Source organism: Acidocella aromatica, from assembly GCF_014201825.1.
GTDB lineage: Bacteria > Pseudomonadota > Alphaproteobacteria > Acetobacterales > Acetobacteraceae > Acidocella > Acidocella aromatica.
Genome location: NZ_JACHFJ010000012.1, coordinates 90,544 through 115,250, shown reverse-complemented (window position 1 = coordinate 115,250; position 24,707 = coordinate 90,544). Strand labels below are relative to the sequence as shown.

At 66.1% G+C, this 24,707-nt stretch carries 25 protein-coding genes; 9 read left to right on the top strand and 16 right to left on the bottom strand.

Going from position 1 to position 24,707, the window contains the following annotated elements:
• Nucleotides 1-322: hypothetical protein (locus HNP71_RS14105; RefSeq protein ID WP_221246848.1), on the top strand; the 322-nt coding region annotated here is incomplete at its 5' end.
• Between the two features lie 221 nt (nucleotides 323-543).
• On the opposite strand, the gene HNP71_RS12065 is transcribed toward HNP71_RS14105, so the two are convergent.
• The 3 genes from HNP71_RS12065 to HNP71_RS12055 are packed head-to-tail and all read right to left on the bottom strand — an operon-like array spanning nucleotide 544 to nucleotide 4,530.
• A complete protein-coding gene (locus HNP71_RS12065) occupies nucleotides 544-1,959 on the bottom strand; it encodes an FGGY family carbohydrate kinase (RefSeq protein WP_183267180.1) in 1,416 nt (471 codons plus the stop codon).
• A complete protein-coding gene (locus HNP71_RS12060; RefSeq protein ID WP_183267179.1) occupies nucleotides 1,956-3,155 on the bottom strand; it encodes an NAD(P)/FAD-dependent oxidoreductase in 1,200 nt (399 codons plus the stop codon). Before HNP71_RS12060 ends, HNP71_RS12065 begins: the two co-directional genes overlap by 4 nt.
• Nucleotides 3,148-4,530 carry an NAD(P)/FAD-dependent oxidoreductase gene (locus HNP71_RS12055; protein WP_183267178.1) on the bottom strand — a complete coding sequence of 461 codons (1,383 nt, stop codon included), beginning with the start codon at nucleotides 4,528-4,530 and terminating at the stop codon, nucleotides 3,148-3,150. The genes HNP71_RS12060 and HNP71_RS12055 overlap by 8 nt, the downstream gene beginning before the upstream one ends.
• A gap of 92 nt (nucleotides 4,531-4,622) precedes the next feature.
• Between HNP71_RS12055 and HNP71_RS12050 the strand changes: the two genes are divergently transcribed.
• Both HNP71_RS12050 and HNP71_RS12045 read left to right on the top strand, forming a co-directional pair.
• Nucleotides 4,623-5,114 (top strand): Lrp/AsnC family transcriptional regulator, encoded by a 492-nt coding sequence (locus tag HNP71_RS12050; protein ID WP_183267177.1) that lies wholly within the window; start codon nucleotides 4,623-4,625, stop codon nucleotides 5,112-5,114.
• Nucleotides 5,107-6,024: a cytochrome c oxidase assembly protein gene (locus tag HNP71_RS12045; protein WP_183267176.1), complete on the top strand. Its 918-nt coding sequence runs from the start codon at nucleotides 5,107-5,109 to the stop codon at nucleotides 6,022-6,024. The genes HNP71_RS12050 and HNP71_RS12045 overlap by 8 nt, the downstream gene beginning before the upstream one ends.
• A 63-nt stretch (nucleotides 6,025-6,087) precedes the next feature.
• Here the strand turns inward: HNP71_RS12045 and ndk are convergent, their stop codons facing one another.
• Nucleotides 6,088-6,510, bottom strand: coding sequence for a nucleoside-diphosphate kinase (gene ndk / locus HNP71_RS12040; RefSeq protein ID WP_183267175.1), 423 nt, complete (start codon nucleotides 6,508-6,510; stop codon nucleotides 6,088-6,090).
• A gap of 92 nt (nucleotides 6,511-6,602) precedes the next feature.
• Here ndk and HNP71_RS12035 point away from each other — a divergent pair, with 92 nt between their 5' ends.
• On the top strand, nucleotides 6,603-8,474 hold the full coding sequence (locus HNP71_RS12035) for an ABC-F family ATP-binding cassette domain-containing protein (RefSeq protein ID WP_183267174.1): 1,872 nt from the start codon (nucleotides 6,603-6,605) through the stop codon (nucleotides 8,472-8,474).
• 39 nt (nucleotides 8,475-8,513) lie between these two features.
• Here HNP71_RS12035 and HNP71_RS12030 read toward each other — a convergent pair whose 3' ends face one another.
• From HNP71_RS12030 to HNP71_RS12020, 3 genes are all read right to left on the bottom strand, one after another.
• The gene (locus tag HNP71_RS12030; RefSeq protein ID WP_183267173.1) at nucleotides 8,514-9,074 is read right to left on the bottom strand and encodes a uridine kinase family protein; all 561 of its coding nucleotides are present in this window, start codon (nucleotides 9,072-9,074) and stop codon (nucleotides 8,514-8,516) included.
• 112 nt (nucleotides 9,075-9,186) lie between these two features.
• Nucleotides 9,187-10,638, bottom strand: a complete 1,452-nt coding sequence (locus HNP71_RS12025; RefSeq protein ID WP_183267172.1) for an ATP-binding protein — start codon at nucleotides 10,636-10,638, stop codon at nucleotides 9,187-9,189.
• A gap of 35 nt (nucleotides 10,639-10,673) precedes the next feature.
• On the bottom strand, nucleotides 10,674-11,390 hold the full coding sequence (locus tag HNP71_RS12020; protein ID WP_183267171.1) for a response regulator: 717 nt from the start codon (nucleotides 11,388-11,390) through the stop codon (nucleotides 10,674-10,676).
• A gap of 283 nt (nucleotides 11,391-11,673) precedes the next feature.
• Between HNP71_RS12020 and HNP71_RS12015 the strand changes: the two genes are divergently transcribed.
• The 3 genes from HNP71_RS12015 to HNP71_RS12005 are packed head-to-tail and all read left to right on the top strand — an operon-like array spanning nucleotide 11,674 to nucleotide 14,693.
• The gene (locus HNP71_RS12015; protein WP_183267170.1) at nucleotides 11,674-12,795 is read left to right on the top strand and encodes a type III PLP-dependent enzyme; all 1,122 of its coding nucleotides are present in this window, start codon (nucleotides 11,674-11,676) and stop codon (nucleotides 12,793-12,795) included.
• Nucleotides 12,796-12,819: 24 nt separating this feature from the next.
• Nucleotides 12,820-13,521, top strand: coding sequence for a dienelactone hydrolase family protein (locus HNP71_RS12010; RefSeq protein WP_183267169.1), 702 nt, complete (start codon nucleotides 12,820-12,822; stop codon nucleotides 13,519-13,521).
• Complete coding sequence (locus HNP71_RS12005) at nucleotides 13,521-14,693, top strand: hypothetical protein (RefSeq protein WP_183267168.1); 1,173 nt, start codon at nucleotides 13,521-13,523, stop codon at nucleotides 14,691-14,693. The genes HNP71_RS12010 and HNP71_RS12005 overlap by 1 nt, the downstream gene beginning before the upstream one ends.
• Before the next feature lie 6 nt (nucleotides 14,694-14,699).
• Here the strand turns inward: HNP71_RS12005 and mnmE are convergent, their stop codons facing one another.
• From mnmE to minC, 9 genes are all read right to left on the bottom strand, one after another.
• Nucleotides 14,700-15,968: a tRNA uridine-5-carboxymethylaminomethyl(34) synthesis GTPase MnmE gene (gene mnmE / locus HNP71_RS12000; RefSeq protein WP_183267167.1), complete on the bottom strand. Its 1,269-nt coding sequence runs from the start codon at nucleotides 15,966-15,968 to the stop codon at nucleotides 14,700-14,702.
• 5 nt (nucleotides 15,969-15,973) lie between these two features.
• On the bottom strand, nucleotides 15,974-17,752 hold the full coding sequence (ptsP, locus tag HNP71_RS11995) for a phosphoenolpyruvate--protein phosphotransferase (protein ID WP_183267166.1): 1,779 nt from the start codon (nucleotides 17,750-17,752) through the stop codon (nucleotides 15,974-15,976).
• Nucleotides 17,739-18,020: an HPr family phosphocarrier protein gene (locus HNP71_RS11990; protein ID WP_183267165.1), complete on the bottom strand. Its 282-nt coding sequence runs from the start codon at nucleotides 18,018-18,020 to the stop codon at nucleotides 17,739-17,741. The genes ptsP and HNP71_RS11990 overlap by 14 nt, the downstream gene beginning before the upstream one ends.
• 5 nt (nucleotides 18,021-18,025) lie before the next feature.
• Nucleotides 18,026-18,442: a PTS sugar transporter subunit IIA gene (locus tag HNP71_RS11985; RefSeq protein WP_183267164.1), complete on the bottom strand. Its 417-nt coding sequence runs from the start codon at nucleotides 18,440-18,442 to the stop codon at nucleotides 18,026-18,028.
• Between the two features lie 10 nt (nucleotides 18,443-18,452).
• Complete coding sequence (gene rapZ, locus HNP71_RS11980) at nucleotides 18,453-19,352, bottom strand: RNase adapter RapZ (protein ID WP_183267163.1); 900 nt, start codon at nucleotides 19,350-19,352, stop codon at nucleotides 18,453-18,455.
• Nucleotides 19,349-19,783 (bottom strand): HPr kinase/phosphorylase, encoded by a 435-nt coding sequence (locus HNP71_RS11975; protein ID WP_183267162.1) that lies wholly within the window; start codon nucleotides 19,781-19,783, stop codon nucleotides 19,349-19,351. The genes rapZ and HNP71_RS11975 overlap by 4 nt, the downstream gene beginning before the upstream one ends.
• A gap of 72 nt (nucleotides 19,784-19,855) precedes the next feature.
• Complete coding sequence (gene minE / locus HNP71_RS11970; protein ID WP_183267161.1) at nucleotides 19,856-20,122, bottom strand: cell division topological specificity factor MinE; 267 nt, start codon at nucleotides 20,120-20,122, stop codon at nucleotides 19,856-19,858.
• Nucleotides 20,119-20,940 carry a septum site-determining protein MinD gene (minD, locus tag HNP71_RS11965; RefSeq protein ID WP_183267160.1) on the bottom strand — a complete coding sequence of 274 codons (822 nt, stop codon included), beginning with the start codon at nucleotides 20,938-20,940 and terminating at the stop codon, nucleotides 20,119-20,121. The genes minE and minD overlap by 4 nt, the downstream gene beginning before the upstream one ends.
• Before the next feature lie 35 nt (nucleotides 20,941-20,975).
• A complete protein-coding gene (gene minC / locus HNP71_RS11960) occupies nucleotides 20,976-21,704 on the bottom strand; it encodes a septum site-determining protein MinC (protein WP_221246844.1) in 729 nt (242 codons plus the stop codon).
• Between the two features lie 256 nt (nucleotides 21,705-21,960).
• Between minC and hcp the strand changes: the two genes are divergently transcribed.
• Nucleotides 21,961-23,628 carry a hydroxylamine reductase gene (gene hcp, locus HNP71_RS11955; RefSeq protein ID WP_183267159.1) on the top strand — a complete coding sequence of 556 codons (1,668 nt, stop codon included), beginning with the start codon at nucleotides 21,961-21,963 and terminating at the stop codon, nucleotides 23,626-23,628.
• 57 nt (nucleotides 23,629-23,685) lie between these two features.
• Entirely contained in the window at nucleotides 23,686-24,696 is a 1,011-nt protein-coding gene (locus HNP71_RS11950) for an FAD-binding oxidoreductase (RefSeq protein ID WP_183267158.1), read from the top strand.
• Nucleotides 24,697-24,707: the final 11 nt, after the last annotated feature.

Below are 24,707 nucleotides of genomic sequence, written 5' to 3'. Positions count from 1 at the left end.
TAATCTGCTCTTCAGAAAATCGGCTGCCCTTCATCGGTCTATCCCCCAGGAACAGACTCTACACAAAAACGGTCACATTCCAGGGGAGCACGTCACGTTCCGAAGCCTAGAGGAAAGCTACATGAACGCACTGTGGGGCATTTTCAGCAAAAATGGATCGCCCGGAAAGACTTTCGTTGTCAACGAATCCCCCTGGCTCGCAGAACTGGCGAGAGCAGATAGCCTGTTTGCAGAAACATCGCACGATGTGCGTCACTATGTTATCGCGAGTGACGCAGAAGTCCTTGAAGTTTTGAGCAAATATCCGCCGCATATCGCATAATTGAAGCCTGCTTAGTCAAGTATATAGCTGCCATTTTATTTGGATCAACGGGGGCGGGTACCGGGAAGAGGGAACGAGCGTATAACTCGAACATAAAAATAGTGCTGCACCTTCCGGGTGCTGCATATGCAAGGCCAATAGCTTCAGAAAACGCCAGGATTTCCTCGCGAGTAACGGTAACTGATGGAATGCTTCCTTCAGAATTATCGTCTTTAGGTTGGCTATTTGTCATGCGCCATCTCGTACCGCCACCCCTTCGCCCGCCCCACCGCCTCGGAAAAAGCCGAGTGCCAACCAGCAACATCCCCAACATCCGCCGCCACAACCCGCACCGCCCCAGGCCGCGCCACATCCCCACCCGCCGCCAACGCCGCACACCCAAACGCCGTCAACTCATCAAACACCGGGCAAGCCACCTCCCGCTGCAACGCATTCGCCAGGAACCGGATAAAATACCGGCTGCGCGTCAGCCCGCCATCCACCGAAATCCGTCCGCCGATGGCCACGCGCGCATCCATCGCGCTCACCACCTCCGCCGTGCGCAGCGCGATCCCCTCCAGCAGCGCCTGGGCCAGATCGCGCCTGGTCGTCCCGGCACTCATGCCGATCCACAGCGCCGCCGCCGAGCGGTCCCAATGCGGGCAGGCCAGTCCCGAGAGGGCGGGCACAAACGCCAGCCCGCGTGAAATCGCAGGCGGGGCCTCGAACTCATCCAATTCGGCAAAGGACTCGAACAGCCCCAGCCTCTGCCCCCATTCCACGGCGGCCCCGGCATCGTACACGCCGCCATCCACCGCATAGGTGCTCACCCCGGCCTTGCGCCACGCCACGGTGGGCAACAGCCCCTGCTCGGGCGCGCGCACAATCTCCTCGCCCGTCACCGCCAGGGTAAACGCCCCGGTGCCGAAGGTGATCTTCGCATCCCCCGGCCCCCGGCACCCATGGCCGTAAAGCGCCGCCTGCTGGTCAACCACGCTGGCCCGCACCGGCACGCCGCCAAACGCCCCAAACGCCCCCGCCGTATCGCGGATCTCCGGCAGTGCCTCCATCGGCACGCCGAAAATCCGGCACAGCTCCGCATCCCATTGCCCCGTCGCCAGATTCATCAGCGAGGTGCGGGAGGCGGTGGTGACATCGGTGGCGAACACGCCGGTCAGACGGTCGAGAAAAAACGCATCAGTGGTGCCCAGCCGCAGCCGCCCCGCCGCCAGCGCCGCGCGGGCTTCGGGACTCTCCCGCAAAATCCAGGCAAGTTTGCTCGCGGAGAAATACGCGTCCAGCGGCAGCCCGGCCCGCGCCAGCGTCTCCGCCTCCGCACCCGAAGCGCGCAGCGCCTCGATCTCCCCCGCTGTGCGGTTATCCTGCCACACGATCACCGGGCTCAGCGCCTTGCCCGTCACCTTGTCCCAGGCAAGGCAGCTCTCCCCTTGATTGGCGATGCCAATGGCCTCAGCCCGTCCCGCCACCTGCAAACACTCCCGGATATTGCCAAGCAACTCCTCCGGGTCATGCTCCACCCAGCCGTCACGCGGATGATGCTGCGCGTGGCGCACGGCATGTACGATGCGCGCCCGCCCATCCTCCAGCCGCAAAGCGCGCGTGCTCGTCGTGCCCTGGTCGATGGCGACGACGCTCACGAGACAATCTCCACCAGCAGCCGCTTGGCCTCGCCCGGCGGCTTCATCTCGCCCAGCTCGACCAGAATACGCCGCTCCGGCCGCGTGGAGATGCGCCGCTTATACAGCACGGCCTCTTCGGAACTGACCCGAAGCTGACCGGAGATGGGCCGCTCCACCCGCAATTGCAGCTTCCCGCGCAGCGGCGCCACGCGCGATAGCCGCTGCGGTACCACGAACTTCACGCCCTCCCCGGCGACGAGCGTGATCTCATCCCCGGCGGCGGGTAGCCCGCCCGCCAGATCATCGGCGACATAATCGGCAATGGCCCCCCCCTCGCGGAAGCTCCACCCAGCCGTTTCGATGGGCCGCAGCAGATTGCCAGCGGCGAAATAGGCGTCATCCGAGCAGCGCCCGTACTGGTCCACTTCAGGGCCGCCACTGCGGCCATCCACCGCCAGATGGCTGAGCCGCGCCAGACTGGCCTCGGGCAAAAACCGCCCGGTCAGCAACACGCCATCGCAGGCGATCTCCCGGCCATCGCGCAGCCGCACCGCCTCCACCCGCCCATGCCCGATGATCTCATCAATCCCGGCGTTATAATAGGTTGGAATCCTCAACAGCCGGGGGAACAGCCCGAGCGGCCATCGCGCCACGGCGCGGCTGCCTGCCTCCACCACCGCCACGGGGTGAATGCCATGGCTGCGGCAGGTGGCCAGGGCCGAGAGCCCCACCAACTCCGTGCCCACCACCACCGGGCTGGTGAACGGTACCAGCCCGTGTAAATGCACATAGGCCTGCAACGCGCCGGTATTCAGCACGCCGAGCGGTCTGTCCCCGCCCACCAGCCTGGCCGAGCGCGGCGCCTCCCGTGCCCCGGTAGCGAGCAGCACGCGGCGCGCATTGAGTGTGACCAGCCCCTCCGGCGTCGCCACCTCCAGCCTCCCGCCCGGCTTCAGCGCCGTCACGGAATGCCGGAGCAAAATCTTCACCCCCGCAGCCTCGGCGGCGGCGGCAAGGCGGCGCGCATAGCTTGGGCCGGTGAGCAGCCGCTTGAACTCCCGCAAGCCGAAGGGCGGATGCCCACAATGCCGCGGTACGCCGCCCAGTACGCTTTCGCGTTCCAATATCGCCACATGCCGTACGCCACGGGCTTTCAGCGTCAATGCCGCCGCTATGCCTGCCGGTCCACCGCCGATGATCGCCACATCAACCATGCGTGCCCCCCACGGCCAGCGGATTGGCGAAGCGCCCCGCCGTCATCTCCGCCACGCGGGCATTGCAGTAGAAGCCCTGGCAGCGGCCCATCCCAGCGCGGGTGCGCCGTTTCAGCCCATTATAATCCTGTGCGGGCAGGGGGCCGGTCAGCGTGACCTCTATTTCGCGTTGCGTCACCATCTCGCAATGGCAGACGATCTCGCCATAGCCCGGTGTCTGCCAGTCGCGCGGGCAATGCTCCGCAAGCCTCGGCGCTTGCGGCCAGATCGGATTGGTCAACCGCTCATGCATTCTGGCGTAGAGCTTCCAGGCATGGCGGGCGAGCCCGAGGGCGGCGGTCAGCCCGGTTGAGCGTATGCCGCCGAGCACGATGTAATTGCGCGCCGTTTCGTGGCGCACGCGGTATTCCTTGCGCTCGGTGGCGGGGCGAACGCCAGCATACACCGCCGTTACCCCCATCCCCTCCAGCGACGGGACCAGCTCCACCGCCTTGTCCACCAGCATGCGCAGGGTTTCCTCGTCCACGGCGGCGTGGTCGCGCGAATCCTGCTCCTCGGCGGTCGGCCCCACCAGCAGATTGCCAAACGCTGTTGGCGTGATCACGATCCCCTTGGTCCGCTCAGTCGGAACCGGGAGCAGGATGGTGCGCAGATGCCGTGCCGCCGCCTTGTCGAACACCACGAACTGCCCCTTGCGTGGCTTGATGGCGAAGTTCTCCTCGCCGGTCAGGCGCTGGTCGAGGATATCGCCATACAGCCCGGCGCAGTTGATGACCGTGGTGCATTCCACCGTTCCGGTATTGGTCTCCAGCCGCCACATGCCGTTGGCGAAATGTCCCGAGAGCACCACCGTATTGCGCCGCACTTCGCCGCCATTGACCAAAGCCTGCAACGCATAGGCCAAGGGCGCGCTCCAGGGGTCGATGACATGCTCATGCGGCACCAGCACCCCGCCCAGCACATGCGGCGAGAGCCGTGGCTCCCGCGCCAGTACCTCATCGGGGGCGATTTGCCGCACATCGGTTACGCCATTGGCATGGGCCGTTTGCACAATGCCGGGGAGCTTCGCCAGCTCCTCCTCGTTCCAGGCGGCCACCACGGCCCCGGTTTCCAGCACCGGCAGGCGCAGCCTGGCGCGTATGTCCATGTATTCCGCATAGCCTGCCTGCATGCAGGCCAGTTCCAGGCTGCCGGTCGGCGCGTCGAACCCCGTATGCAGGATCGCGCTGTTGCCCTTGCTGGCGCCCGAGAGAATATCCGCGCCCTTTTCCAGCAGCGCCACCTTCGCGCCTTCCAGCACGAAGCGCCGCGCCACCGCGCAGCCTACAACGCCGCCGCCCACCACCACTACATCGTACATGGCGCGGAGCCTCATCCCGCCATGCTGGGCTGTCAACCGCTTACCCCATAGCCAAAACCGCCCGCGCAATTATATTACGCGCCACCAGAGTCAGATATTGGGATTCCATGCAGACCGAGACCGAAGCCTTCAGCCTCGACGAGATCGACCGGAAAATCATCGCCGAGCTTCAGGCCGACGGCCGCATGACCAATGTGGAGCTGGCGCGCCGCGCGGGTATCTCGCCGCCGCCCTGCCTGCGCCGCGTGCGCCGGCTGGAGGAGGCTGGCTACATCCAGGGCTATCACGCGCAGACAGACGCGTTGAAGCTCGGCTGGCAGATCTCCTTCTTCGTCATCGTCGGGTTGGAGAGCCAGAAGCTGGCGGTGCTGGAGGCGTTCGAGACCCTGGTGGCCACCTGGCCCGAAGTGCGCGAGTGCCACATGATCCGCGGCGGTGGGGATTTCCTGCTCCGCCTCGTGGCGCGGGACGCAGCACACGAGAACCAGCTCACCACAAGACTCACAAATGCTCAGAGCGTCGCCAAGGTGCAGACGCTGCAAACCATCCGCACCAGCCGCGCCCTCGCCGGTGTACCCATGGACAAGCTGAATGGGTGAGTTTCTGCTCCTCCTGCTGGCCCTGGCCGTAGGGGGCGCCTGCCGGGCCTTCCCGGCGCATCTGCCTTATCTGTTCCCCTTCGTCTTCAACGCGCCGGTATTCCTGGGCTGCTGGCTCACTCTGCTCTGGTACTGGCGCGGCATGGGGCGCATCGCGCCCGAGCGCCGCCCGGGCCGGGTGCGGCAGGGTTTTTTCCTGGCCGGGCTGGCGGGCATCTATTTCGTGTTGCAGACGCATTTCGAATACGTCTCCCAGCATATGTTCTTCCTCAACCGCGTGCAGGCCGTCACGCTGGGCATGGCCGCCCCGTTCGGCATCGCCATCGGCTGGATGGGCGAGGTCCTGGCCCTGGGCGCGCCCGGCTGGGTGGTGCGTGCGGCCCGTGCTTCCTGGGTGCGGCTGCGCTGGCTCAGCCACCCCGTGCCCGCCACGCTGATCTTCCTGGCCAGCACCGATCTCTGGCTGATCCCCAAGGTGCATTTCGTCGCCATGCTCAACCCGCCGCTTTATGCGGTGATGAACATCTCCTGCCTGCTCGGCGGGTTGCTGTTCTGGCTGATGGTGCTGGACCCGCGCCCCAACCCGCCCGCGCGGTTCGGCTATCTGGTGCGTGCCGCCACCGGGTTTCTGGTGATGTTCCCGCAGGTCGCGGTGAGCGCCTATATCGCGCTGGCCACGGTGGATCTCTACCCGTTCTACACGCTGTGCGGGCGGCTGTTCCCGGCGATCTCCGCCACCTACGACCAGATGCTGGGTGGGCTGATCCAGTGGATTCCGCCAGGGATGATGAACACCGCGGCGCTGGTCATCGGCCTGAACTCGCTGCGCCTGGCCGAGGCCGAAGCGGATAAGCATTTCGTTCCCCCGCCGGGCGCGAAGGTTTACGAGGCGAAGTGGACGGGGCGGTAACAAAAATGCCGCTTTCCTGAGGAAAGCGGCACCAAAACGTCTAAAAGCTTTTTATGCGTCGCCTTAGGCGACGATCTCGATCTCGGCGAAGAAGAAGGAGATTTCCTGCGCGGCGGCTTCGGCGCTGTCGGAGCCGTGCACGGAGTTCGCCTCGATGGACTCAGCGAATTCGGCGCGGATGGTGCCGGGGGCGGCGTTCGCCGGGTTGGTGGCGCCCATGATGTCGCGGTTCTTCAGGATGGCGCCCTCGCCAACCAGCACCTGCGCGACCACCGGGCCGGAGATCATGAACTCGACCAGATCGTTGAAGAACGGACGGGCGGAGTGCACGGCGTAGAACGCCTCGGCCTGGGCGCGGGTCAGGTGCAGGCGCTTGGTGGCGGCGATCATCAGGCCGTTCTCTTCGAACTTGGCGTTGATCTTGCCGGTCAGGTTGCGGCGGGTGGCGTCCGGCTTGATGATGGAAAGGGTGCGTTCGATGGCCATGGTGTCTCTACCTGCTGCTGTGAATGTTGCGCGGCCAATAGCGGGGCGGGCAAGGCTGGGCAAGCCCCGGCACAGGCTATAGAGGTTCGCGCATGAGCGTTTTGAGCCTGGAAGACCTTTCCTACAGCATCGCCGGACGGCCCTTGCTGGACCATGCCAGCCTGATGGTGGATGACGGGCGGCGCATTGGGCTGATTGGCCGCAACGGGGCCGGCAAGTCCACGCTGCTGAAACTCATCGCCGGCGCGCTGCGCCCCGATGGCGGTGCCATCCGTCTCGGCAACCGCGTAAAGCTGGGCTACGTGGCGCAGGAGGCCCCGGCCGGGGACATCACGCCGCTGGACGTGGTGCTGGCGGCCGATACCGAACGCGCCGAGCTGCTGGCGGCGGCTGAGGACCCCGCCACCCCGGCCGAGCGCCTGGCGGAAATCCATGAGCGCCTCTTCGCCATCCAGGCGGATTCCGCCCCCTCCCGCGCCGCCTCCATCCTGGCCGGGCTGGGTTTTAACGAGGAATGGCAGGCCCGCCCGATGTCCAGCTATTCGGGCGGCTGGCGCATGCGCGTGGCGCTGGCGGCAGTGCTGTTCTGCCAGCCCGACCTGTTGCTGCTCGACGAGCCGACCAACCATCTGGACCTCGAAGCCACACTCTGGCTCGAAGGCTATTTGCAGAAATTCCCCGGCGCCATCCTGCTCGTCAGCCATGACCGCCAGCTCCTCGATCATGCCGTGGAAGCCATCGTGCATCTGGACAAGGGCAAGCTCACCCTTACCCCCGGCGGCTTCGCGGAGTTCGTGCGCATCAAGACCGAGCGCGCCATGCAACAGGCCCGCGAGGCCGAGCGCGTGGCCGCCCAGCGGGCGCATATGCAGTCCTTCGTGGACCGTTTCCGCGCCAAGGCCACCAAGGCCCGCCAAGCCCAGAGCCGCCTGAAGGCGCTGGAGCGCCTGCCGCAGATCGAGGCGGTGGTGGAGGATCACGCCACCGAATTCTCCTTCCCCTCGCCAGAGGACCTGCCGCCCCCGATGCTCCAGCTGGAGGGCGTGGATATCGGCTATGACGGCAAGCCGATCCTCACCGGCGTCTCGCTGCGCATCGACATGGAAGATCGCATCGCCCTGCTCGGCCAGAACGGCAACGGCAAATCCACCCTGGTCAAGCTGCTGGCGGGAAGGCTGTCCGCGCTACGCGGGCGGGAGTTCCGGGTGAAGGGCCTGCGGATCGGCTATTTCGCCCAGCACCAGGAGGACGATCTGGTGCTGGAGGACACGCCCTACGACCATCTGGCTCGCGCCTTGCCCAAGGCCCTGCCGCCGCAAATCCGCGCCCAGGCGGCGCGCTTCGGGCTGGATGCCGACCGCGTGAACACCAAGGTCGGCGCGATGTCCGGCGGTGAGAAGGCACGGCTGCTGCTGGCCCTCGCCACCCGCGACGCCCCGCATCTGCTGCTGCTGGACGAGCCGACCAACCATCTGGACATCGATGCCCGCGACGCGCTGGTGAAAGCCCTTACCGCCTTCGAGGGCGCTGTGGTGCTGATCTCGCACGATCCATACCTGGTGGACCTCGTGGCCGACCGCCTGCTGTTGGTCGCCAAAGGCAAGGTCACGCCGTTCGACGGCGACCTCGCCGCCTATGCCGCCACCATGAACGAGCGCGCCGCCCCGGCGGCAAAACAGCAAGTGGAAGCCAGAAAGAACGACAAGGCTGCCAGGGCCGAGGCCCGCGCCAAGCTCGCCCCGCTGCGTCAGGCGGCCAAGGCGGCGGAGCAGGTTCTGGCGAAGCTGCTGACGGAAAAGGAAAGCCTGGAAGCCCGGCTGGCGAGCGAGGAGCTCTACGCCCAGGCCAAGACGGCGGAACTGACCAAAGTCACGCAGCGTTTGGCCGTGGTGAAGCGCGAGATCGACGCCGCCGAGCATAACTGGCTGGAGGCGCATACGGCGCTGGAAGAGGCGGAAGGCTGATGCGTAAACTTGTTGTTATAATAATTAACCGGATTCCGGTTAATCCTTGAGGGCGTAGATCATTTCAGCGCTTTTGCCCCGGCTGCCACGGCCGGGGATGATGATGTCGGCCCTTTTCTGGGGGCGGGTGAGCATATACATGTCCACGCTGGGCAGAAAAATCTCCCGCCATTCGCGCAGCCAGATGCCTAGGCTGCGCTTGGGGGCGATGTCCAGGATGCTGTTGCGGTCGCTATCGACGAAGATCTTCAGCCCGTAATAGGGCTCCAGCAGTGGTACCAGGGCGGAAATCCCCTCCACGATCACCGGGCGCAGCGTGGTGATCTGGCGCGGCGTGGCGGAGACTTGCAGCGTCGTCCAGTCGAACGGGTGGTAGCTGCACGCCCCCAGCTCGGCGAGGTCGCTCACCGCCTGCAGGAATTCTTCGTAGCGGATATAGGGGAAGGGGAAGGCGGGCTGGCAGCCGCGCCATTCCTCCTCGGGGCGCAGGAATTCGTCCACATGCAGGCACTCGAACCCATGGGCCTGTTGCAGCCGCGTGGCGAGCGTAGTCTTGCCCGCGCAGGGCAGGCCGTCGATGGCGATGAGCGGGCGCGTCAAGCGTTGTGGGAAGCCCGTTGGTAAACCTAGTCCTGCCGTGGCGTTTTCGCCCATTTGGTCCTCGAATGCTGGCGCGCGCGTTGTAACGCAACAGCCCGCGCCAGGGAAATCATCAAACCGGGAGGGTCACGCTCACGCGCAAGCCCCGTTCGGGCAGGTTGGTCAGGCCCACATCCCCGCCATGGGCGCGGATGATGTTGCGGCAGATGGACATCCCCAGCCCCGAACCGCCGGTCTCGCGATTGCGGCTGGTCTCCAGGCGGCGGAACGGCTCGAAGACGCGCTCCATCTCCTCGGCGGGAATGCCGGGGCCCTGGTCCTCGATGTCGATCCGCAGCACGCCCTTGGCTGGCGGGTGCAGGGTGACATGCGCGGCATCACCATATTTCAGCGCGTTGCCGACGAGGTTGGTTAGAGCCCGTTTCAGCGCCAAGGGACGGGCATTCACCGGCAGATGCTCCGGGCCCGTGTAGTTGAGGGCCGTGGCATGGTCCGGGTTGCCATCGGCGGCGTCGTCCAGAATCGTGCGCAGGAGGCTGGCGAGATCGATCCGCGTCACCTTTTCGGTGGTGGTCACATCCCGGCTGAAGGCCAGCGTGGCCGCGACCATCGCTTCCATCTCGTCGAGATCCGCCAGCATCTTGGTGCGCTGTTCGTCATCCTCCATGTATTCGGCGCGCAGCTTCAGCCGGGTGATCGGCGTGCGCAGATCATGCCCGATGGCGGTGAGCAGGAAGGTGCGATCCTCGACGAACCGCCGCACCCGCGCGGACATGGTGTTGAACGCCTTGGCGGCGATGACGATCTCGGCCGGGCCTCTCTCGGGCAGAGGCGGGGCGTTGACGACATCGCGCCCCAGCGCCTCGGCCGCGGCGGCCAGGGTTTTCACCGGCAGCAGCAATTGCCGCACCGCCCAGGTGATCATCACCCCGCCGAGCAACGTCATCACGATGAAGGCAGTGGCGAAGCCGGGCGAGCGCCAGGGGGCTGGCGGCGGCAGGGTGGAGGTGATGGTGAGCCATGCGGATGGCGGGAAGAGCGATGACAGGTCCAGCGGCCCCAGATCAGGCGGCCCCATGCCCAGCAGGGGCGCCCCGCCATTTGGTGGTCCTCCATTGGGTGGGCCGCCATTGGGCGAGATGGGCAGGGGCGGCAGCGGGCCCGGGAAGAACGGATTATCGGGCAGGCCGAAACTAATGATGAAGCGGGGCGGAAACCCCGCGATGCGCAGTACCAGTCCGCGCGGGCGCAGTGGCGGGGGGACGCCGTAATCGAAGATCGCGGCGCGTATGGCGTTACGCGCGCTCATCGGCATGCTGAATGTGTTGTCGATGGGCGGCAACTGCGAGATGATGGCTTTGTCGTTCTTGGGCAGCGGCGCCCGGGCCAGCATGGCGGCGCGGTCCTCGGGAGCCGCCATCGCGATCTGGCGGTAGATGATGACGGCGCGCGTGGCGAACTCCTGCTCCTCCTCCAACTGCTGCAGATGCACCTGGTTGACGGTGTGAATCAGCAGCCCGAAGAGCTGGATGACCGCGAAGCCTGTCAGCAGGAAAAGGATCATCCTGCGCGCCAGGCTGTGGGGCAGGGAGAGGAACCTCAAAGCCGTTCGACAGGCGTGGACAGCACGTAGCCGCCGCCGCGCACGGTCTTGATGAGCTGGGCGTTGCGCCCGTCATCCTCCAGCTTGCGGCGCAGGCGGGAGACGGCGACATCGATGGCGCGGTCGAACGGCCCGGCTTGGCGGCCGCGCAGCAAGTCGAGCAGCATGTCGCGCGTCAGCACGCGGTTCGGGCGGTCGAGCAGCGCCACCAGCAGATCGTACTCGCCGCCGGTGATGGAGACCTCCACCCCGGCCGGGTCCAGCAGGCGGCGGCGCGCGGTTTCCAGCGACCAGCCGGAGAATTTATAGGTCTTGGCGTGCTCGGGCGCGCGCTCTTCGGTGTCGCTGCTCCGGCGCAGCACGGCGCGGATGCGTGCCAGCAGCTCACGCGGGTTGAAGGGCTTGGTCACATAGTCATCCGCGCCCAGCTCCAGCCCGATGATGCGGTCCGTCTCCTCCGCCATGGCGGTGAGCATGATGATCGGCACGTTGGTCTCGGCACGGAACCAGCGGGCGAGGTCCAGCCCGCCCTCGCCGGGGAGCATCAAATCCAGCACCACGAGCTGGTAATGCCCGTTCACGAAGGCCCGGCGCGCTTCCTTGGCGTCCCGCGCGGTGGTCACCCGCAGGCGGTTGCGCTCCAGAAACTTGGCCAGAAGGTCGCGGATTTCACGGTCGTCATCGACGATGAGGATATGCGGCAGCGTTTCCATGTCTGTTACAATAGCGATGGCACGCCCGTTTGGGCAGGCCAAGTTGCACTCCGTGACAATTTGCGCCGGGATGCAAATAAGTCTTGCACCCCGGGGGCGATGGCCCTATTTCGCCCCCCACGCAGCAACGTACGTGCCTCTGCCGGTTCTCCGGTTACGCAACGGCGTCAAGCGTTCTGGCAGCACGACTGGGGAAGCCTGGAAGTCGGCTGGTTCGTTGGACCGTTTTGTAACCATGTCCGTCGCCTCAACAGACGGACATTTCAGAGAAAGGATGAGGGCGATGACTCCCAAAATCGCTTCGTTTCTTGATACCCAGCCGGCAACCCCGTGCCTGGTTCTGGACCTCGACCGCGTGGCGGAGAACTACGCCGCGCTGCGCCGCGCCTTGCCCGCCGCGAAAATCTACTACGCGGTAAAGGCGAATCCAGCCGCCCCGATCCTCGACCTGCTGGCCGCGCGCGGCTCTTGCTTCGATGCCGCCTCCCTGCCCGAGATCGAGATGTGCCTCGCCGCCGGTGCGCCCGCTTCGGCCATCTCCTTCGGCAACACGGTGAAGAAACCCTCAGCCATTGCCGCCGCGCACAAGCTCGGCGTGCCGCTCTATGCTTTCGATTCCATCGAGGAACTGGAGAAGATCGCCGCACACGCGCCGGGCGCCAAGGTGTATTGCCGAATCGCCGTGAACAACGAGGGCGCGGAATGGCCGCTTTCCAAGAAGTTCGGCACGACGCTGGACCGCGCCAAGGTGCTGATGCTGGCCGCCCCCGCGCTGGGGCTAGTGCCGCATGGGCTGTCCTTCCATGTCGGCAGCCAGCAGACCGGCACGGCGGCCTATGAGACGGCGATCGCCGAAGTGGCGATGCTGTTCACGGATCTCAAGGCCGCTGGCGTGGAGCTGAAGATGCTCAATCTCGGCGGCGGTTTTCCAATCCGCTACCTCTCCGATGTGCCCGAGGCCGACGCCTTCGGCACCGCGATCATGGACGCGATGGTCGAGCATTTCGGCAACGACCTGCCGGAGATTCTGATCGAGCCCGGCCGCTCGATGGTTGGCAATGCGGGTGTGGTGGCGTCCGAGGTGGTGCTGGTGTGCCGCCGCATGGAAGCCGATGCGCGCCGCTGGGTTTATCTGGACATTGGCCGTTACGGCGGGCTGGCCGAGACCGAGGGCGAGGCGATCCGCTACCGCATCACCGCCGGTAACGGGCAGACTGGGCCGGTGGTTCTGGCTGGCCCCTCCTGCGACGGCGTGGACGTGATCTACGAAAAGACGCCCTACCACCTGCCGCTGGAGCTGAAATCCGGCGACCGCGTGCTGATCCACGACACCGGCGCATATGTGACCACCTACGCGAGCCAGAACTTTAATGGTTTCGCGCCGCTGCAGGAGTATTATGTATAGCGCAGTTCCAACAGGGAGAACGCTATGCACGAGATCAAGCTGAAGGCCGCGGATGGCGCGGGCGAGTTCACCGCCTATGTGTGGGAGCCCAAAGGGACGGCGAAGGCCGGCGCGGTCGTCTTGATCCAGGAAATCTTCGGGGTGAACGACGCTCTGCGCGCCACGGGTGAGGAGCTTGCGGCCCAGGGGTTCATCGCCATCGCGCCGGATCTGTTCTGGCGCCAGAAGCCGGGGGTGAACCTCACCGACAAGAGCGAAGCCGAATGGAAGCAGGCTTTCGAGCTGCTGAATGGCTTCGACCAGGACAAGGGCGTGGAAGACCTGAAGGTGACGCTGGCGGCGGCGCGCAAGCTGCCCCGCGGCAACGGTAATGCCGGCACCATGGGCTTCTGCCTCGGCGGGCGGATGGCGCTGCTGATGGCCACACGCTCGGACGCGGATGTGAACGTCTCCTATTACGGCGTGGGGCTGGATAATCTGGCGCCGGAGTTCGACAACATTGCCTCGCCGTTGATGCTGCACATCGCCGAGAAGGACGAGTACTTCCCCGCCGACGCGCAGGAGCGCCTGCTCGACGCGCTGGAAGACAACGAGTGGGTTGATGCCTTCATCTATCCCGGCGTGCAGCATGCCTTCGCGCGTGTGAACGGCGTGCATTACGATGCCCGCGCGGCGGTGATCGCCAACGGGCGCACCACGGAGTTGCTGGCGGAAATCCTGGAGTGATGCTCCGCCGCCGTGGACTGCTCGCCGGTGTTGGGGCAGCCATGGCGCTGCCCCGCCTCGCGCGGGCCGACGACCTGGGCGCCGCCTGCGTGCGGGCGGTGCTGGGGCAGATGGCGGCACTGGGCGATGGCCCGGTGCTGCTCAACTCCTATCTGGTGCAGGCTGGTTCGGCGGCGGGGGATTTCGACATCACCCAGGCCAACGCGGCTTATGTGTACGACAACGCTTTGGCAGGGCTGTTGCTGCTGGCCGCAGGGCATACGGACGAGGCGAAGCGCATCGCCATGGCGTTGCAGATTGCTCAGGAGCACGACCGTAAATTTACCGATGGCCGGTTGCGCAACTGCTATCAGGCCGGAGTGATGGCGCAGCCCGCCAAGCTGGCCGGATTCTGGGAAGCCAAAGCCCAGCGCTGGGACGAGGACCCGTATCAGGACGGCACCGATAGCGGGCCGCTGGCCTGGGCCATGCTCCTCTGGGCCGCTTTGGGCATGACCACTCCCGCCAACCGGGCCGGGAATTTCCTCGACCAGCAACTCCGCGCGCCCTCGGGCTATTATGGCGGGCTGTACGGGTACGATCCGTCGCAGACCCTGCTTACCTGGCAGAGTACGGAGCAGAATGTCGATCTGACCGCCGCCTTCCGCGCTTTGGGTCGCAAGGAGGATTCGGCCCATGCGGCTGCCTTCGTGCAGAGCATGTTCAACCTCGCCACGGGGCGCTTCGATTCCGGGATGGGGGCGGATGGCGCGGTGGACCATCTGGACGCGGCGGATGCCGGAATCTGGCCCTATCTTGCCGGGCTGGGCAGCGAGACTTCAGCGCTGAACAGCATCGGCTCGCTGCAACGCGGCCCCGGCATCGGGTTTTCGGACGCCAGCGACGGCATCTGGCTGGAAGGCACGGCCTTTGCCGCGCTGGCGCTCCAGCAGATGGGCCATGAGTCCTACGCGCAGAGCTTCCTGGCCACGGTGGCGCAGAACACCTCGCCGGAAGGCTATGTGTACGCGACCATCTCGCCCAGCCTGGCCACGGGGCTGACAGTTGGGCCATCCCTGCGTCAGGGCGTGCCGGCGCAGATCTTCCAATATTTCCGCCGCCCCTCTCTGAGCGCGACCTGCTGGGCAGGGCTGGCGGCGTTGGGCGTGAACCCGTTAACTCCACCGGGCTAAGGCCGCTTACTTCCCGATACAGAAGCCGGAAAACACGGCGTCGAGAATCTCCTCGACGCCGATGATCCCCACCAGTCGCGCCAACGCCTGAGACGCGCTGCGCAGCTCCTCGCCGCGCAGTTCGGGATCCTCCACGTGAAGCGCCGCATCCAGCGCCGCCTCTGTGTCGCGCACGCAGGCGATCTGCCGTGGCCGCGCCAGCGCGGCAGCGCCCTTGGTGTCGGTCAGTTCCGCCGCCGCTTCGGCCAGTTTGGCCCGCAATTCCGCCATGCCCAGCCCGGTCCTGGCCGAGACGCCGAAGCCCTCCGCCGGGGTAAGGTCGGCCTTGGTGCGTAGCCGCAAACATGGGATGCCCTTGGGCGCTTCGGGGAAAGCCTCGCCAGGGGCAGCCACCAGGAGTAAAAAATCCGCTCGCGCCGCCCGTGCCTTGGCGCGCTTCACGCCTTCGGCCTCGATCACATCTTCCGTCTCGCGCAGCCCGGCTGTGTCGGTGATGTGTACTGGCACCCCGCCTAGATCGACCCGCACGCCCACCGCGTCGCGCGTGGTGCCGGGGATGTCGGAGACGATGGCGATCTCCTCGCCCGCCAACGCGTTGAGCAGGGTGGATTTACCTGCGTTCGGCGCGCCGAGGATGACGAATTCCAGCCCCTCGCGCAGCCGCTCCGCCGCCGGGGCGGCGCTCAGCGCGGCGCGCATTTCATCGCGCAGGGCAATGATGCCAGCCAGCAGCGCGGCTTCCACCTCGGGAGGCAAATCCTCGTCGGGGAAGTCGATCAACGCCTCCTGCCGCGCCATGATCTGCCGGAGTTCCTCACGCCAGATCAGGCAGGCGGCGGAAAGGCCGGTCATGCTCTCCAGCGCCATGGCGCGCTGCGCCTCAGTCTCGGCGGCGATGAGGTCCGCCATCGCCTCGGCCTGGAGCAGATCCATCTTGCCGTTCTGGTGCGCGCGGCGGGAGAACTCGCCCGGTTCGGCGGGGCGGGCGCCCAGCGTGGCCAGCACCTCGCTCACCGCCGCCAGTACGGCGCGGCCGCCATGCAGGGAGATCTCGGCCACATCCTCGCCGGTGAAACTGTGCGGGGCGGGGAAGGTGACGAGCAGCGCCTCGTCCAGCCGCCGCCCCTCATGCCCCAGTGGGCGCAGGCTGGCGCGGCGCGGCGCGGGCAGGCTCCCAGCCAGCGCCTGCACGATGCCGAAGGTGCCGGGACCGGAGAGGCGCAGCACGGTAACGGCACCGCCGCGCCCGGTGATGGGAGCAAAAATCGTGCTCATGCGCGTTATGCTTCGGCGTCGGCCAGCAGGGCGCGCACCGCGTCGGCCGAGGGTGCGGCCAGCGCGTCGGCGGCCAAGCGCTGGCAGGCGGCGAGGCTGCTGGCGCGGATCGCCTTTTTCACCAGCGGCACGGTGTTGCCGTGCATGGAAAGCTGGCGGATGCCCAGGCCCAGGAGCAGTGGCGCCGCATGGGGCCGTCCGGCCAGCTCGCCGCACACGGAAACCTGGATGCCCACCTGCGCCGCGAAGCTGGAGGTGAGGTGGATGAGCCGCAGCACCGCCGGTTCCAGCGGGTCGTAGAGTTTCATCCCGGCGGGCAGGCTGCGATCCGCCGCCAGGGTGTACATGGTGAGATCGTTGGTGCCGATGGAGAAGAAATCCGCATGTTGCGCCAGCACCGGCGAGGCCAGGGCAGCCGCCGGGGTTTCCACCATGATTCCGAGCGGCGGCAAGCTGTCGGGCAAAGTGATGTTCTTGCGCCGCTTCAACCGCCGCCAGACGCGGATGAGCACCTCCCGCGCCGCCTGAACCTCGGCGGCGACACTGACCATGGGCAGCATGATCCGCACCGGCCCGTGTGCGGCGGCGCGCAGAATGGCGGCGAGCTGGGTTTCCAGCAGCGCCGGGTAGCGCAGCAGCAGGCGGATGCCCCGCAGCCCCAGCGCCGGGTTGGCCTCGGGCGTTTCCGGCAGATAGCGCGAGAGGGCTTCCACTTCCTTGTCCGAACCCCAGTCCAGCACGCGGATGGTCACCGGGTCGCCATCCATGGCTTCCACTATGTCCTGGTAGATGCGCGCCTGGGTATCCTCGTCGGGCGCCACCTCGCGGTTCATGAACATGAACTCCGAGCGCAGCAACCCGATGCCATGCGCGCCCGACTCGGCGATCATCGCCAGCTCGAAAGGCAGTTCCAGATTGGCCTGCAACTCCACGGGCGTGCCGTCTTTGGTGGTGGCGGGCAGGCGTTGCAGCCGGGCCAACGCACGGCGGGCGCGGGCCTGGGCCGAGAGCTTCTTGCGCGCCGCCTCCAGGCTGGCCTTGGTCGGGTTGAGGATGATCTCGCCCGTGTCGCCGTCCACGATGACGAGGCTGCCCGGTTGGGCGGCGTCCAGCACACCGTCCGCCCCCAGCACAGCGGGCAGGCCGAGGGCGCGCAGCATCACCGCCGTATGGCCCTCCACCCCGCCTTCGGTGGTCATGATGCCCGCGAAGCGCGTGGGCTGAATCAGCGCGGCATCGGCGGGGCGCAGATCCTCCGCCGCCAGCACGCTGCCCTGGGGCAGGGCCGTGAAGCTGCGGAAAGGCTGGCGGGTGAGATTACGCAGGATTCGGCGTCCCAGCTCGCGCACTTCCTCGGCGCGGCGGTTGCGCCCGGCCTTGTCCTCCCCCGGCTGGGCCAGAATCGCCTCGGCCTGGGCTTCCGCCTCTTCATGCACCGCCGCCTCGGGGCAGAGGTGCTTCTCCTGGATTCGCGCCTTGATTCCGCGCATCAGCCGCGAGGGGCCGAGCATGTGCAGATACACATCCATCAGCGGCGAGATTTCCGCCTGCGAATCCTCAGGCAGGACGGCCAGCCGGTTCTTCAGCTTCTGCAACTGGTGGCGCGAGCGGGAAACAGCCTCTTCCAGCCGTGTCAGTTCGGGCGCGACCTCGGCGGCGGTGAGTTTCTTGGTGGAAACGACAAGATCCGGCTCCAGCGCCTCATGCACCGGGCCGATGCCGATGCCAGGGGAGACCGGATGGCCGGTGAAGGTTTGTTCCTTGCCGCGCCTAGTCTGTTTCATGGAAGCCGGCCTCGATCAGCGCGGCGATGGCATCAAGCGCTTCCTTCGCGTCGAACCCCTCGGCCGAGAGGCGCACCGTGCTGCCGATGCCAGCCCCCAGCATCATTAAACCCATGATGGACCGCGCTGAGACGGATTGCCCGTCCTTGGAAACCTCCACGCTGGCGGAAAACTGTTCGGCCAGATTCACGAGCTTGGCAGCCGCCCGAGCGTGCAGGCCGCGCTTGTTGACGATACCGACATCGACGGAAATCATCGCGCCACTCATGGCCGTTACTCCGCGGCGCGGCAGGCGGGGGCCTGCAGTTCGTGTCCGTTGCAGATGTACTTCTTTCCAGCGGCCTCGGCATGGGCCACGGCCTCGGTCAGGGTTTCCTGGCCGCGGATCTTAGCCAGCTTCACCAGCATGGGCAGGTTCACGCCGCCGATTATTTCCACCCCTGGTTGCGCGGCCATCGACATGGCGAGGTTGCTGGGTGTGCCACCGAACATATCGGTGAGCAGGATCACGCCGTCTCCGGTGTTCACCTCCGCCATGCGCTGGGCGATTTCCGCCCGCTGGCCCTCGAATTCCGCGTCTGATTCAATACAGACGGTGGCAAGATTCTTTTGCTTGCCGACAACATGCTCCATGGCTTCGCGCAGCGCGGTGGCAAGCGTTCCATGGGTAACAAGGACCATACCGATCATGTGGAGAGGCTCATTCCTTCGCCGATATTTCCGGCGTCGCGCTGGCCGTCGCGAAGCGGGCGGCCTCGCGATGCGTAACGCCGACGCGCCAGCCGAGATTGGCCAGATGGGTGCTAAGTTTTTCGATCATGTAAACAGATCTATGTTGTCCGCCGGTACATCCGATACATATCGTTGCATATTTTTTTCCTTCTTGCACGAAGCGTGGAAGTAAAAATTCAACGATATCCGCGACTTTTTGGAAGTATGTCGAAAAATCAGGGTCTTGCTCGATGAAATTTCCCACCTCGGGGTCACGGCCGCAGAGGGGGCGCAAGGCGGGGTCGTAATGCGGATTGCGCAGGAATCGGGCATCGAACACCAGATCGGCCTCCGGTGGCAACCCGCCCGGATAGGCGAAGGACATAAGCGAGATGACCATGCCCGGCGAGGTTTCGCCGAAATGCTGCTCGATGAGCGCGCGCAGCCGGGGCAAAGGCAGGCGCGAGGTATCCACCAGCCAGTCGGCGGCGCGGGCCAGCGGTGCGGTGAGCTGGCGTTCCAGCGCGATGCCCTCGGCAATGGCGCCCGATTGCGCCAGCGGGTGGCGGCGGCGCGTCTCCGAGTAGCGGCGCAGGAGCGAGTCCTCGTTGGCGGTGGCGAAGATGAGAGACGGGCTGAGATTGGCATGCTGGCGAAGCTGATACAGCGCATCCAGCACCGCCTCCGCCGCGAAACCGCGCGAACGGGCATCGACGCCGATGGCGAGGTTCTTCTCCGCCCGCGTGGCCAGAGTGACCAGCGTGTCGAGCGGCGGATTGTCCACGGTCTCGAAACCGAGATCCTCCAGAACACGTAAAATTGATTGCTTGCCCGCGCCAGACAGCCCGGTGACGAGCACGATCTGCAACTTGGGCGGTTGGGAGTTCATGCGCTGAAGGCGCCCACAAGCTGGGTAATGCGCCCGCAGGCGGCTTCGAGCGCCAGGGCGGCGCGTTCGGGTGCGGAGGCCAGGGCTGGGTCGAGGGTGATCTCGGGCAGGTCCAGCACCGCATGGCAGCGGGGGGAGGGCAAGCGCTCCGGCTGCACGCCAAGCAGGATGACGAGGCGCAGCCGGGCCTGGGGCAAATAAGGCAGGCGGAAAATGCCGAGGCCGCGGACTTCCAGCAGTCCGGCGAGTGATTCGGGAGCGCGGGCGATGCCGTTTTCCACCAGCACCTGGTCATCGGCCACCAAGGCAAAGCCGCGGTCGATCAGGCGCAGCAACAGGTCAGACTTGCCCGTCCCGGCAGGGCCGAGCAGCAATAAGGCATCGTCACCATCCGGCATTTGCCGGGCGGCACAGGAGGCGTGCAGGCGCATGATGCGCCGAATGTGGCAAATTTTGGGCGGGCGGGGAAGGGGAGCCAACGCAGCCCCCCTATGCCGAGGCTGTCAGCTCGCCTTCGCCTTTACCACGCTCTGCGGCATCTCAATGTCAATCTCGAGGGTGGAGACCTGATCGCTGCGGTCGAGCTTCACGTTCACCTTCTCGCGGTCGATGGCGATGTGCTTGGCGATGACCGCCAGGATTTCCTCCTGGAGGATGGCCGCGAGGTCGGCCCGCCCGGTCAGGGCGCGCTCATGCGCCAGCAGCAATTGCAGGCGTTCGCGCGCAACCGGGGCGGAGCGCTTGCGGGTGAAGATGTCGAAGATGCTCATGCCACCGCCTTCCGGCCGAACAACCGGCCGAGCAGGCCCTGCTTCTCCAGCGCCGGGGTGGTGATCTCCACCGTCTCGCCGAGTAGGCGCTTGGCGGCGTCGGCATAGGCCTTGGCGGCGGTGGAGGCGGGGTTGTGGAGCGTCACCGGGCAGCCGAGATTGGAGGCGTTCAGCACGTCCGGGCTTTCCGGCACGATGCCGAGCAGCGGAATGGCCAGGATTTCCAGCACGTCGTCCACACCCAGCATCTCGCCCTTGGCGGCGCGGGCCGGGTTGTAGCGGGTCAGCATCAGGTGCTTCTCGAAGGTCTCGCCGTTTTCCGCGCGCACGGTCTTGGAGTCGAGCATGCCGATGATACGGTCGGAATCGCGCACCGAGGAGACTTCCGGGTTGGTCACCACCACCGCGACATCGGCGAAGCGCATGGCCAGCATCGCGCCCTTCTCGATGCCCGCCGGGCTGTCGCAGATGATCCAGTCGAACTTCGTGCGCAGCTCGTCGATGACGGATTTCACGCCTTCCTCGGTCAGCGCGTCCTTGTCGCGGGTCTGCGAGGCGGCGAGGAGCGAGAGCGTGTCCACCCGCTTGTCCTTGATCAGCGCCTGGGCCAGCTTGGCGTCACCCTGCACGACGTTCACAAGGTCGAACACCACGCGGCGCTCGGCGCCGAGCACGAGGTCGAGGTTACGCAGGCCGACGTCGAAATCCACGACCACGACATTCTGGCCGGCCTGGGCCAGAGCCGCGCCGAGAGAGGCGCTGGTCGTGGTCTTGCCGACACCGCCCTTGCCCGAGGTGACCACAACAACTTTCGACATGCGATTTACAGCTCCTTCCTGATTGTCCGGCGCGTTCATGCCAGGGGTGCAATGTTAAGCACGCCGCCCTCGAGTCGGACCTGCGCCGCGCGATTATTAAAGGCTTCGCTCCAGCTTTCGGGCGTGTCGTAAACACCGTCGATGGCCACGAGTTCCGCGCCGAATTTATGGCAGAAGATCCGCGCATTGGCCCCGGCCCGCAGCCCGGCGATGGCCCGGCCCCGCAGCGCGCCATAGATATGAATGGACCCGCCCGCGATGACCTCGGCCCCCGAGGAGACCGGGCCGATGATGGTGACGTCTCCGTCCTCGAAGATGATCGACTGGCCGGAGCGGACCGGGCGGTCGATGAGCAAGGAGGTGACAGCTGGGACGGAGGGGGCGGGGAGCGGGTCGTCGGGGATTTCGATGAGCTTGCCGCCCACATCCTCGCGGTCCTGCGGCTTTTGGCGCAGATCCGGCAGCCCGGCCCAGCGCGTGCCGGTCAGTTCGTCGGCGCTCAGCCCTTCCACGGCGATAATATAAAGTCCGCGTGCCTCCAGTGCCGAGACGATTTCGTCCAGCTTGCCCCCGGCCTCCTGCGCCACGGCCAGATTGATTACGATGGGCTTGTTCACAAAGTAGCTGGCCGCGCGGCGGAGCTGTTCGTCGAGCGCTGTGAACCAGGCTTCGAGCGGCGGCTCGGGAGCCAGAATCAGGCACATGAAACTGCGCCCGCGAATGCGAAGCTGCGGCAGCGCCGGGGCGGCGGCGTTTACCGGCAAGGGGGCAGCCCCTGCCGCCACGCCCGCGAGCGGTTCAAAAACTTCAGCCTGCTGGCAAGCGTTTTTGGAAAATAAAGGGGCATTTTATGAGTCCGATAAGCAGGCGGCGCGATTCAGGTCAAGGATTGATGTCCAGGGTTTTCCTAACCTTTGATCCATGTCAAGGACGGCCTGCAAACAAAGGTTCAGATGCAATTCACCTTATGCGGTCGGAGGCCTCGCCGCGTCAGGGCCACCATTTTCAGGAATGAACCATATGTTTTGCTTCCAGTGTGAACAGACCTCCCGTACCGACGGCATTGCCGGGTGCCACACCGCCAAGGGGGTGTGCGGCAAGGACGAAACCACCGCCGATCTGCAGGACGTGCTGATCTATCAGCTCAAGGGCCTAGGCCAGTACAGCGCGCGGCTGCACAAGCTCGGCCAGCTGGACCAAGCGGCGGACAGCTTCATTATGTACGGCCTGTTCACCACCCTCACCAACGTGAACTTCAACCGCGCGGTGTTTCAGGAGCTGATCGCCGAGGCGGCGCGGATCCGCGATCGTCTGCGCGATGCCTATGAGGCCGCCGCGGTGAAGGCGGGCAAGGTGCCGGGGCAGCTCAGTGGCCCGGCGCGGTTCGCCCCGGCGGATTCGCTTCCCGGTCTGCTGGCCCAGGCGCAAATCGCTTCGGTGCGCGCTGGCGTTGAAGTGGTGGGCGAGGATGTTGTCGGCCTGCGTTCGCTGATCCTGTACGGGCTGAAGGGCGTCGCCGCCTATGCCCATCATGCCGAGGTTCTGGGCCAGGCGCGGGAAGAGATCTACGCCGGTATCGCCCATGCGCTGGACTTCCTGGCCACCGAGCCGGTGGACATCAATGCCCTGCTGGAAGAGGCGCTGGCCCTCGGCCGCCTGAACTTTACCGTGATGGAGGCGCTGGACGCCGCCAATACCGGCAATTTCGGCGCGCCCGTGCCCACCGCCGTGCGCACCACCCCGGTGGCGGGCAAGGCCATCCTGGTTTCCGGCCATGACCTGCGCGACCTGCACAACATCCTGGAAGCCACCAAGGACAAGGGCATCAACGTCTATACCCATGGCGAGGTGCTGCCCGCCCATGGTTACCCCAAGCTGCACGCCTACCCGCATCTCGTGGGCAATTATGGCGGCGCGTGGCAGAACCAGCAGGCCGAGTTCGCGGCTTTCCCCGGCCCGATCGTGATGACCTCGAACTGCCTGATCGAACCGCAGCCCAGCTACCGCAACCGCATCTTCACCGCCGGGCCGGTGGGCTGGCCGGGCATCCGCCACATCAAGAACGACGACTACGCCCAAGTGGTCCAGGCGGCCCTGGCCTCGCCGGGCTTCGCCGAGACCGCGCCGGAGCAGACCATTCTTGTCGGCTTCGCGCGTGATACCGTGCTGGGCGTGGCGGGTACGGTGGTGGATGCCGTGAAGAGCGGGGCGATCAAGCACTTCTTCCTCATCGGCGGGTGCGACGGCGCTGCCCCGGGCCGCAACTACTACACCGACTTCGCGGACCACGCGCCGAAGGATTCGGTGGTGCTGACGCTGGGCTGCGGCAAGTACCGCTTCAACAAGCATGATTTCGGCACCATCGGCGGCCTGCCGCGTCTGCTCGATATCGGCCAGTGCAACGACACCTACTCCGCCATTCAGATCGCCTTGGCCCTGGCCAATGCCTTTGAATGCGGGGTGAACGACCTGCCGCTCTCGCTGGTCGTCTCCTGGTTCGAGCAGAAGGCCGCCGCTGTGCTGCTGACCCTGCTGGCGCTGGGCGTGCGCAATGTGCGCCTCGGGCCGAGCCTGCCCGCCTTCCTCACGCCCGCATTGCTGAACGTGCTGGTGGAGAAGTTCGGCGTGCTGCCGGTTACCACCGCCGAGGCGGACATCGCCGCCTCCCTGAACCGTCAGGCGGCGTAAGCCCTTGGGGCGGCCCGGCAAGTCTGGGCCGCCTTATTTCTGCTGAGGATAAGTTCGATGACCGTGACATTGGTGACGCGCGACGAGGCGCGGTTGGCGTTTTCCTGTGCCGAAGGCCAGAACGTGCTGGCGGCGGCCGAGGCGGCGGGGCTGTATCCGCCCGCCATGTGCCACGAAGGCAGTTGCGGGCTGTGTCAGGCCCATGTGCTGGAGGGCGGCTACGAAATGGGCCCGCACACCGCCTCGGCGCTGCCCGCCGGGCCGGGGGGCGTGCTGCTCTGCCGCTGCCTGCCGCAAGGCGACCTGACCGTGCAGCTTCCCTGCACCGACGCCCAGGTGGGCCGTCACCAAATTCCGGTGCGCGAGGCGGTCATTGAGGCCATGGGCCCGGCTGGTGCGGGCGCGGTGGCGCTGACATTGCGGCTGAAGCCGGATGCGGCAGCGGGGGTAGGGGCGGATTTCGTTCCCGGCCAGTACATGGAGCTGGCGATCCCCGGCACGGATATCCGCCGCGCCTATTCGCTCGCCAATCTGCCGAACTGGGACGGGCGGCTCGACTTCATTATCCGCCTGCTGCCGGGCGGGGCGTTTTCCACCTGGCTGGGCGAGCGCGCGGCGGTGGGCGATGCGCTGACCGTACGCGGCCCGCTCGGCCATTTCGTGCTGGACGAATCCAGCCCCCGTCCGCGCTGCCTGGTCGGCGGCGGCTGCGGCATGGCGCCGATTCTCTCCATGCTGCGCCACATGGCGGAGTTCCAGGATTCCACGCCGGTGCATCTCATCTACGGCGCCAACCGCGAGGATGAGTTGCTGACGGTGGAACTCGACGAGTTGCGAGCCACTTTACCGCAACTGGGAGTCACGCTCAGCGTCTGGCACCCAGCCCCTGGCTGGGCTGGTTTTACCGGCACGGCGGCGCAGGCGCTGGAGGTGCATCTGGCGGAGGCCGCCGAGAGCCCGGACATATACGTCTGCGGTCCGCCGAAGATGCTGGATGCCGTCATCGCCGTGGCGCGGGAGCGCGCTGTGCCGGAGGCGCAGATCTACGCTGAGCGAGTGCAGAGTTGAGGCTAGTCCCC

Bases quoted from the DNA above. Each gene is read 5' to 3' on its own strand.
- HNP71_RS12060 (WP_183267179.1), bottom strand. From the start codon at position 3,155: ATGGTTGATGTGGCGATCATCGGCGGTGGACCGGCAGGCATAGCGGCG.
- HNP71_RS12045 (WP_183267176.1), top strand. From the start codon at position 5,107: ATGGGTGAGTTTCTGCTCCTCCTGCTGGCCCTGGCCGTAGGGGGCGCC.
- minE (WP_183267161.1), bottom strand. From the start codon at position 20,122: ATGAGCATCTTCGACATCTTCACCCGCAAGCGCTCCGCCCCGGTTGCG.
- HNP71_RS12035 (WP_183267174.1), top strand. From the start codon at position 6,603: ATGAGCGTTTTGAGCCTGGAAGACCTTTCCTACAGCATCGCCGGACGG.
- HNP71_RS11950 (WP_183267158.1), top strand. From the start codon at position 23,686: ATGACCGTGACATTGGTGACGCGCGACGAGGCGCGGTTGGCGTTTTCC.
- minD (WP_183267160.1), bottom strand. From the start codon at position 20,940: ATGTCGAAAGTTGTTGTGGTCACCTCGGGCAAGGGCGGTGTCGGCAAG.
- mnmE (WP_183267167.1), bottom strand. From the start codon at position 15,968: ATGAGCACGATTTTTGCTCCCATCACCGGGCGCGGCGGTGCCGTTACC.
- HNP71_RS12050 (WP_183267177.1), top strand. From the start codon at position 4,623: ATGCAGACCGAGACCGAAGCCTTCAGCCTCGACGAGATCGACCGGAAA.
- HNP71_RS12015 (WP_183267170.1), top strand. From the start codon at position 11,674: ATGACTCCCAAAATCGCTTCGTTTCTTGATACCCAGCCGGCAACCCCG.
- hcp (WP_183267159.1), top strand. From the start codon at position 21,961: ATGTTTTGCTTCCAGTGTGAACAGACCTCCCGTACCGACGGCATTGCC.
- HNP71_RS11990 (WP_183267165.1), bottom strand. From the start codon at position 18,020: ATGAGTGGCGCGATGATTTCCGTCGATGTCGGTATCGTCAACAAGCGC.
- HNP71_RS12055 (WP_183267178.1), bottom strand. From the start codon at position 4,530: ATGAGGCTCCGCGCCATGTACGATGTAGTGGTGGTGGGCGGCGGCGTT.
- HNP71_RS12025 (WP_183267172.1), bottom strand. From the start codon at position 10,638: ATGATCCTTTTCCTGCTGACAGGCTTCGCGGTCATCCAGCTCTTCGGG.
- HNP71_RS11985 (WP_183267164.1), bottom strand. From the start codon at position 18,442: ATGATCGGTATGGTCCTTGTTACCCATGGAACGCTTGCCACCGCGCTG.
- HNP71_RS11975 (WP_183267162.1), bottom strand. From the start codon at position 19,783: ATGCGCCTGCACGCCTCCTGTGCCGCCCGGCAAATGCCGGATGGTGAC.
- ptsP (WP_183267166.1), bottom strand. From the start codon at position 17,752: ATGAAACAGACTAGGCGCGGCAAGGAACAAACCTTCACCGGCCATCCG.
- HNP71_RS12020 (WP_183267171.1), bottom strand. From the start codon at position 11,390: ATGGAAACGCTGCCGCATATCCTCATCGTCGATGACGACCGTGAAATC.
- HNP71_RS12005 (WP_183267168.1), top strand. From the start codon at position 13,521: ATGCTCCGCCGCCGTGGACTGCTCGCCGGTGTTGGGGCAGCCATGGCG.
- HNP71_RS12010 (WP_183267169.1), top strand. From the start codon at position 12,820: ATGCACGAGATCAAGCTGAAGGCCGCGGATGGCGCGGGCGAGTTCACC.
- ndk (WP_183267175.1), bottom strand. From the start codon at position 6,510: ATGGCCATCGAACGCACCCTTTCCATCATCAAGCCGGACGCCACCCGC.
- rapZ (WP_183267163.1), bottom strand. From the start codon at position 19,352: ATGAACTCCCAACCGCCCAAGTTGCAGATCGTGCTCGTCACCGGGCTG.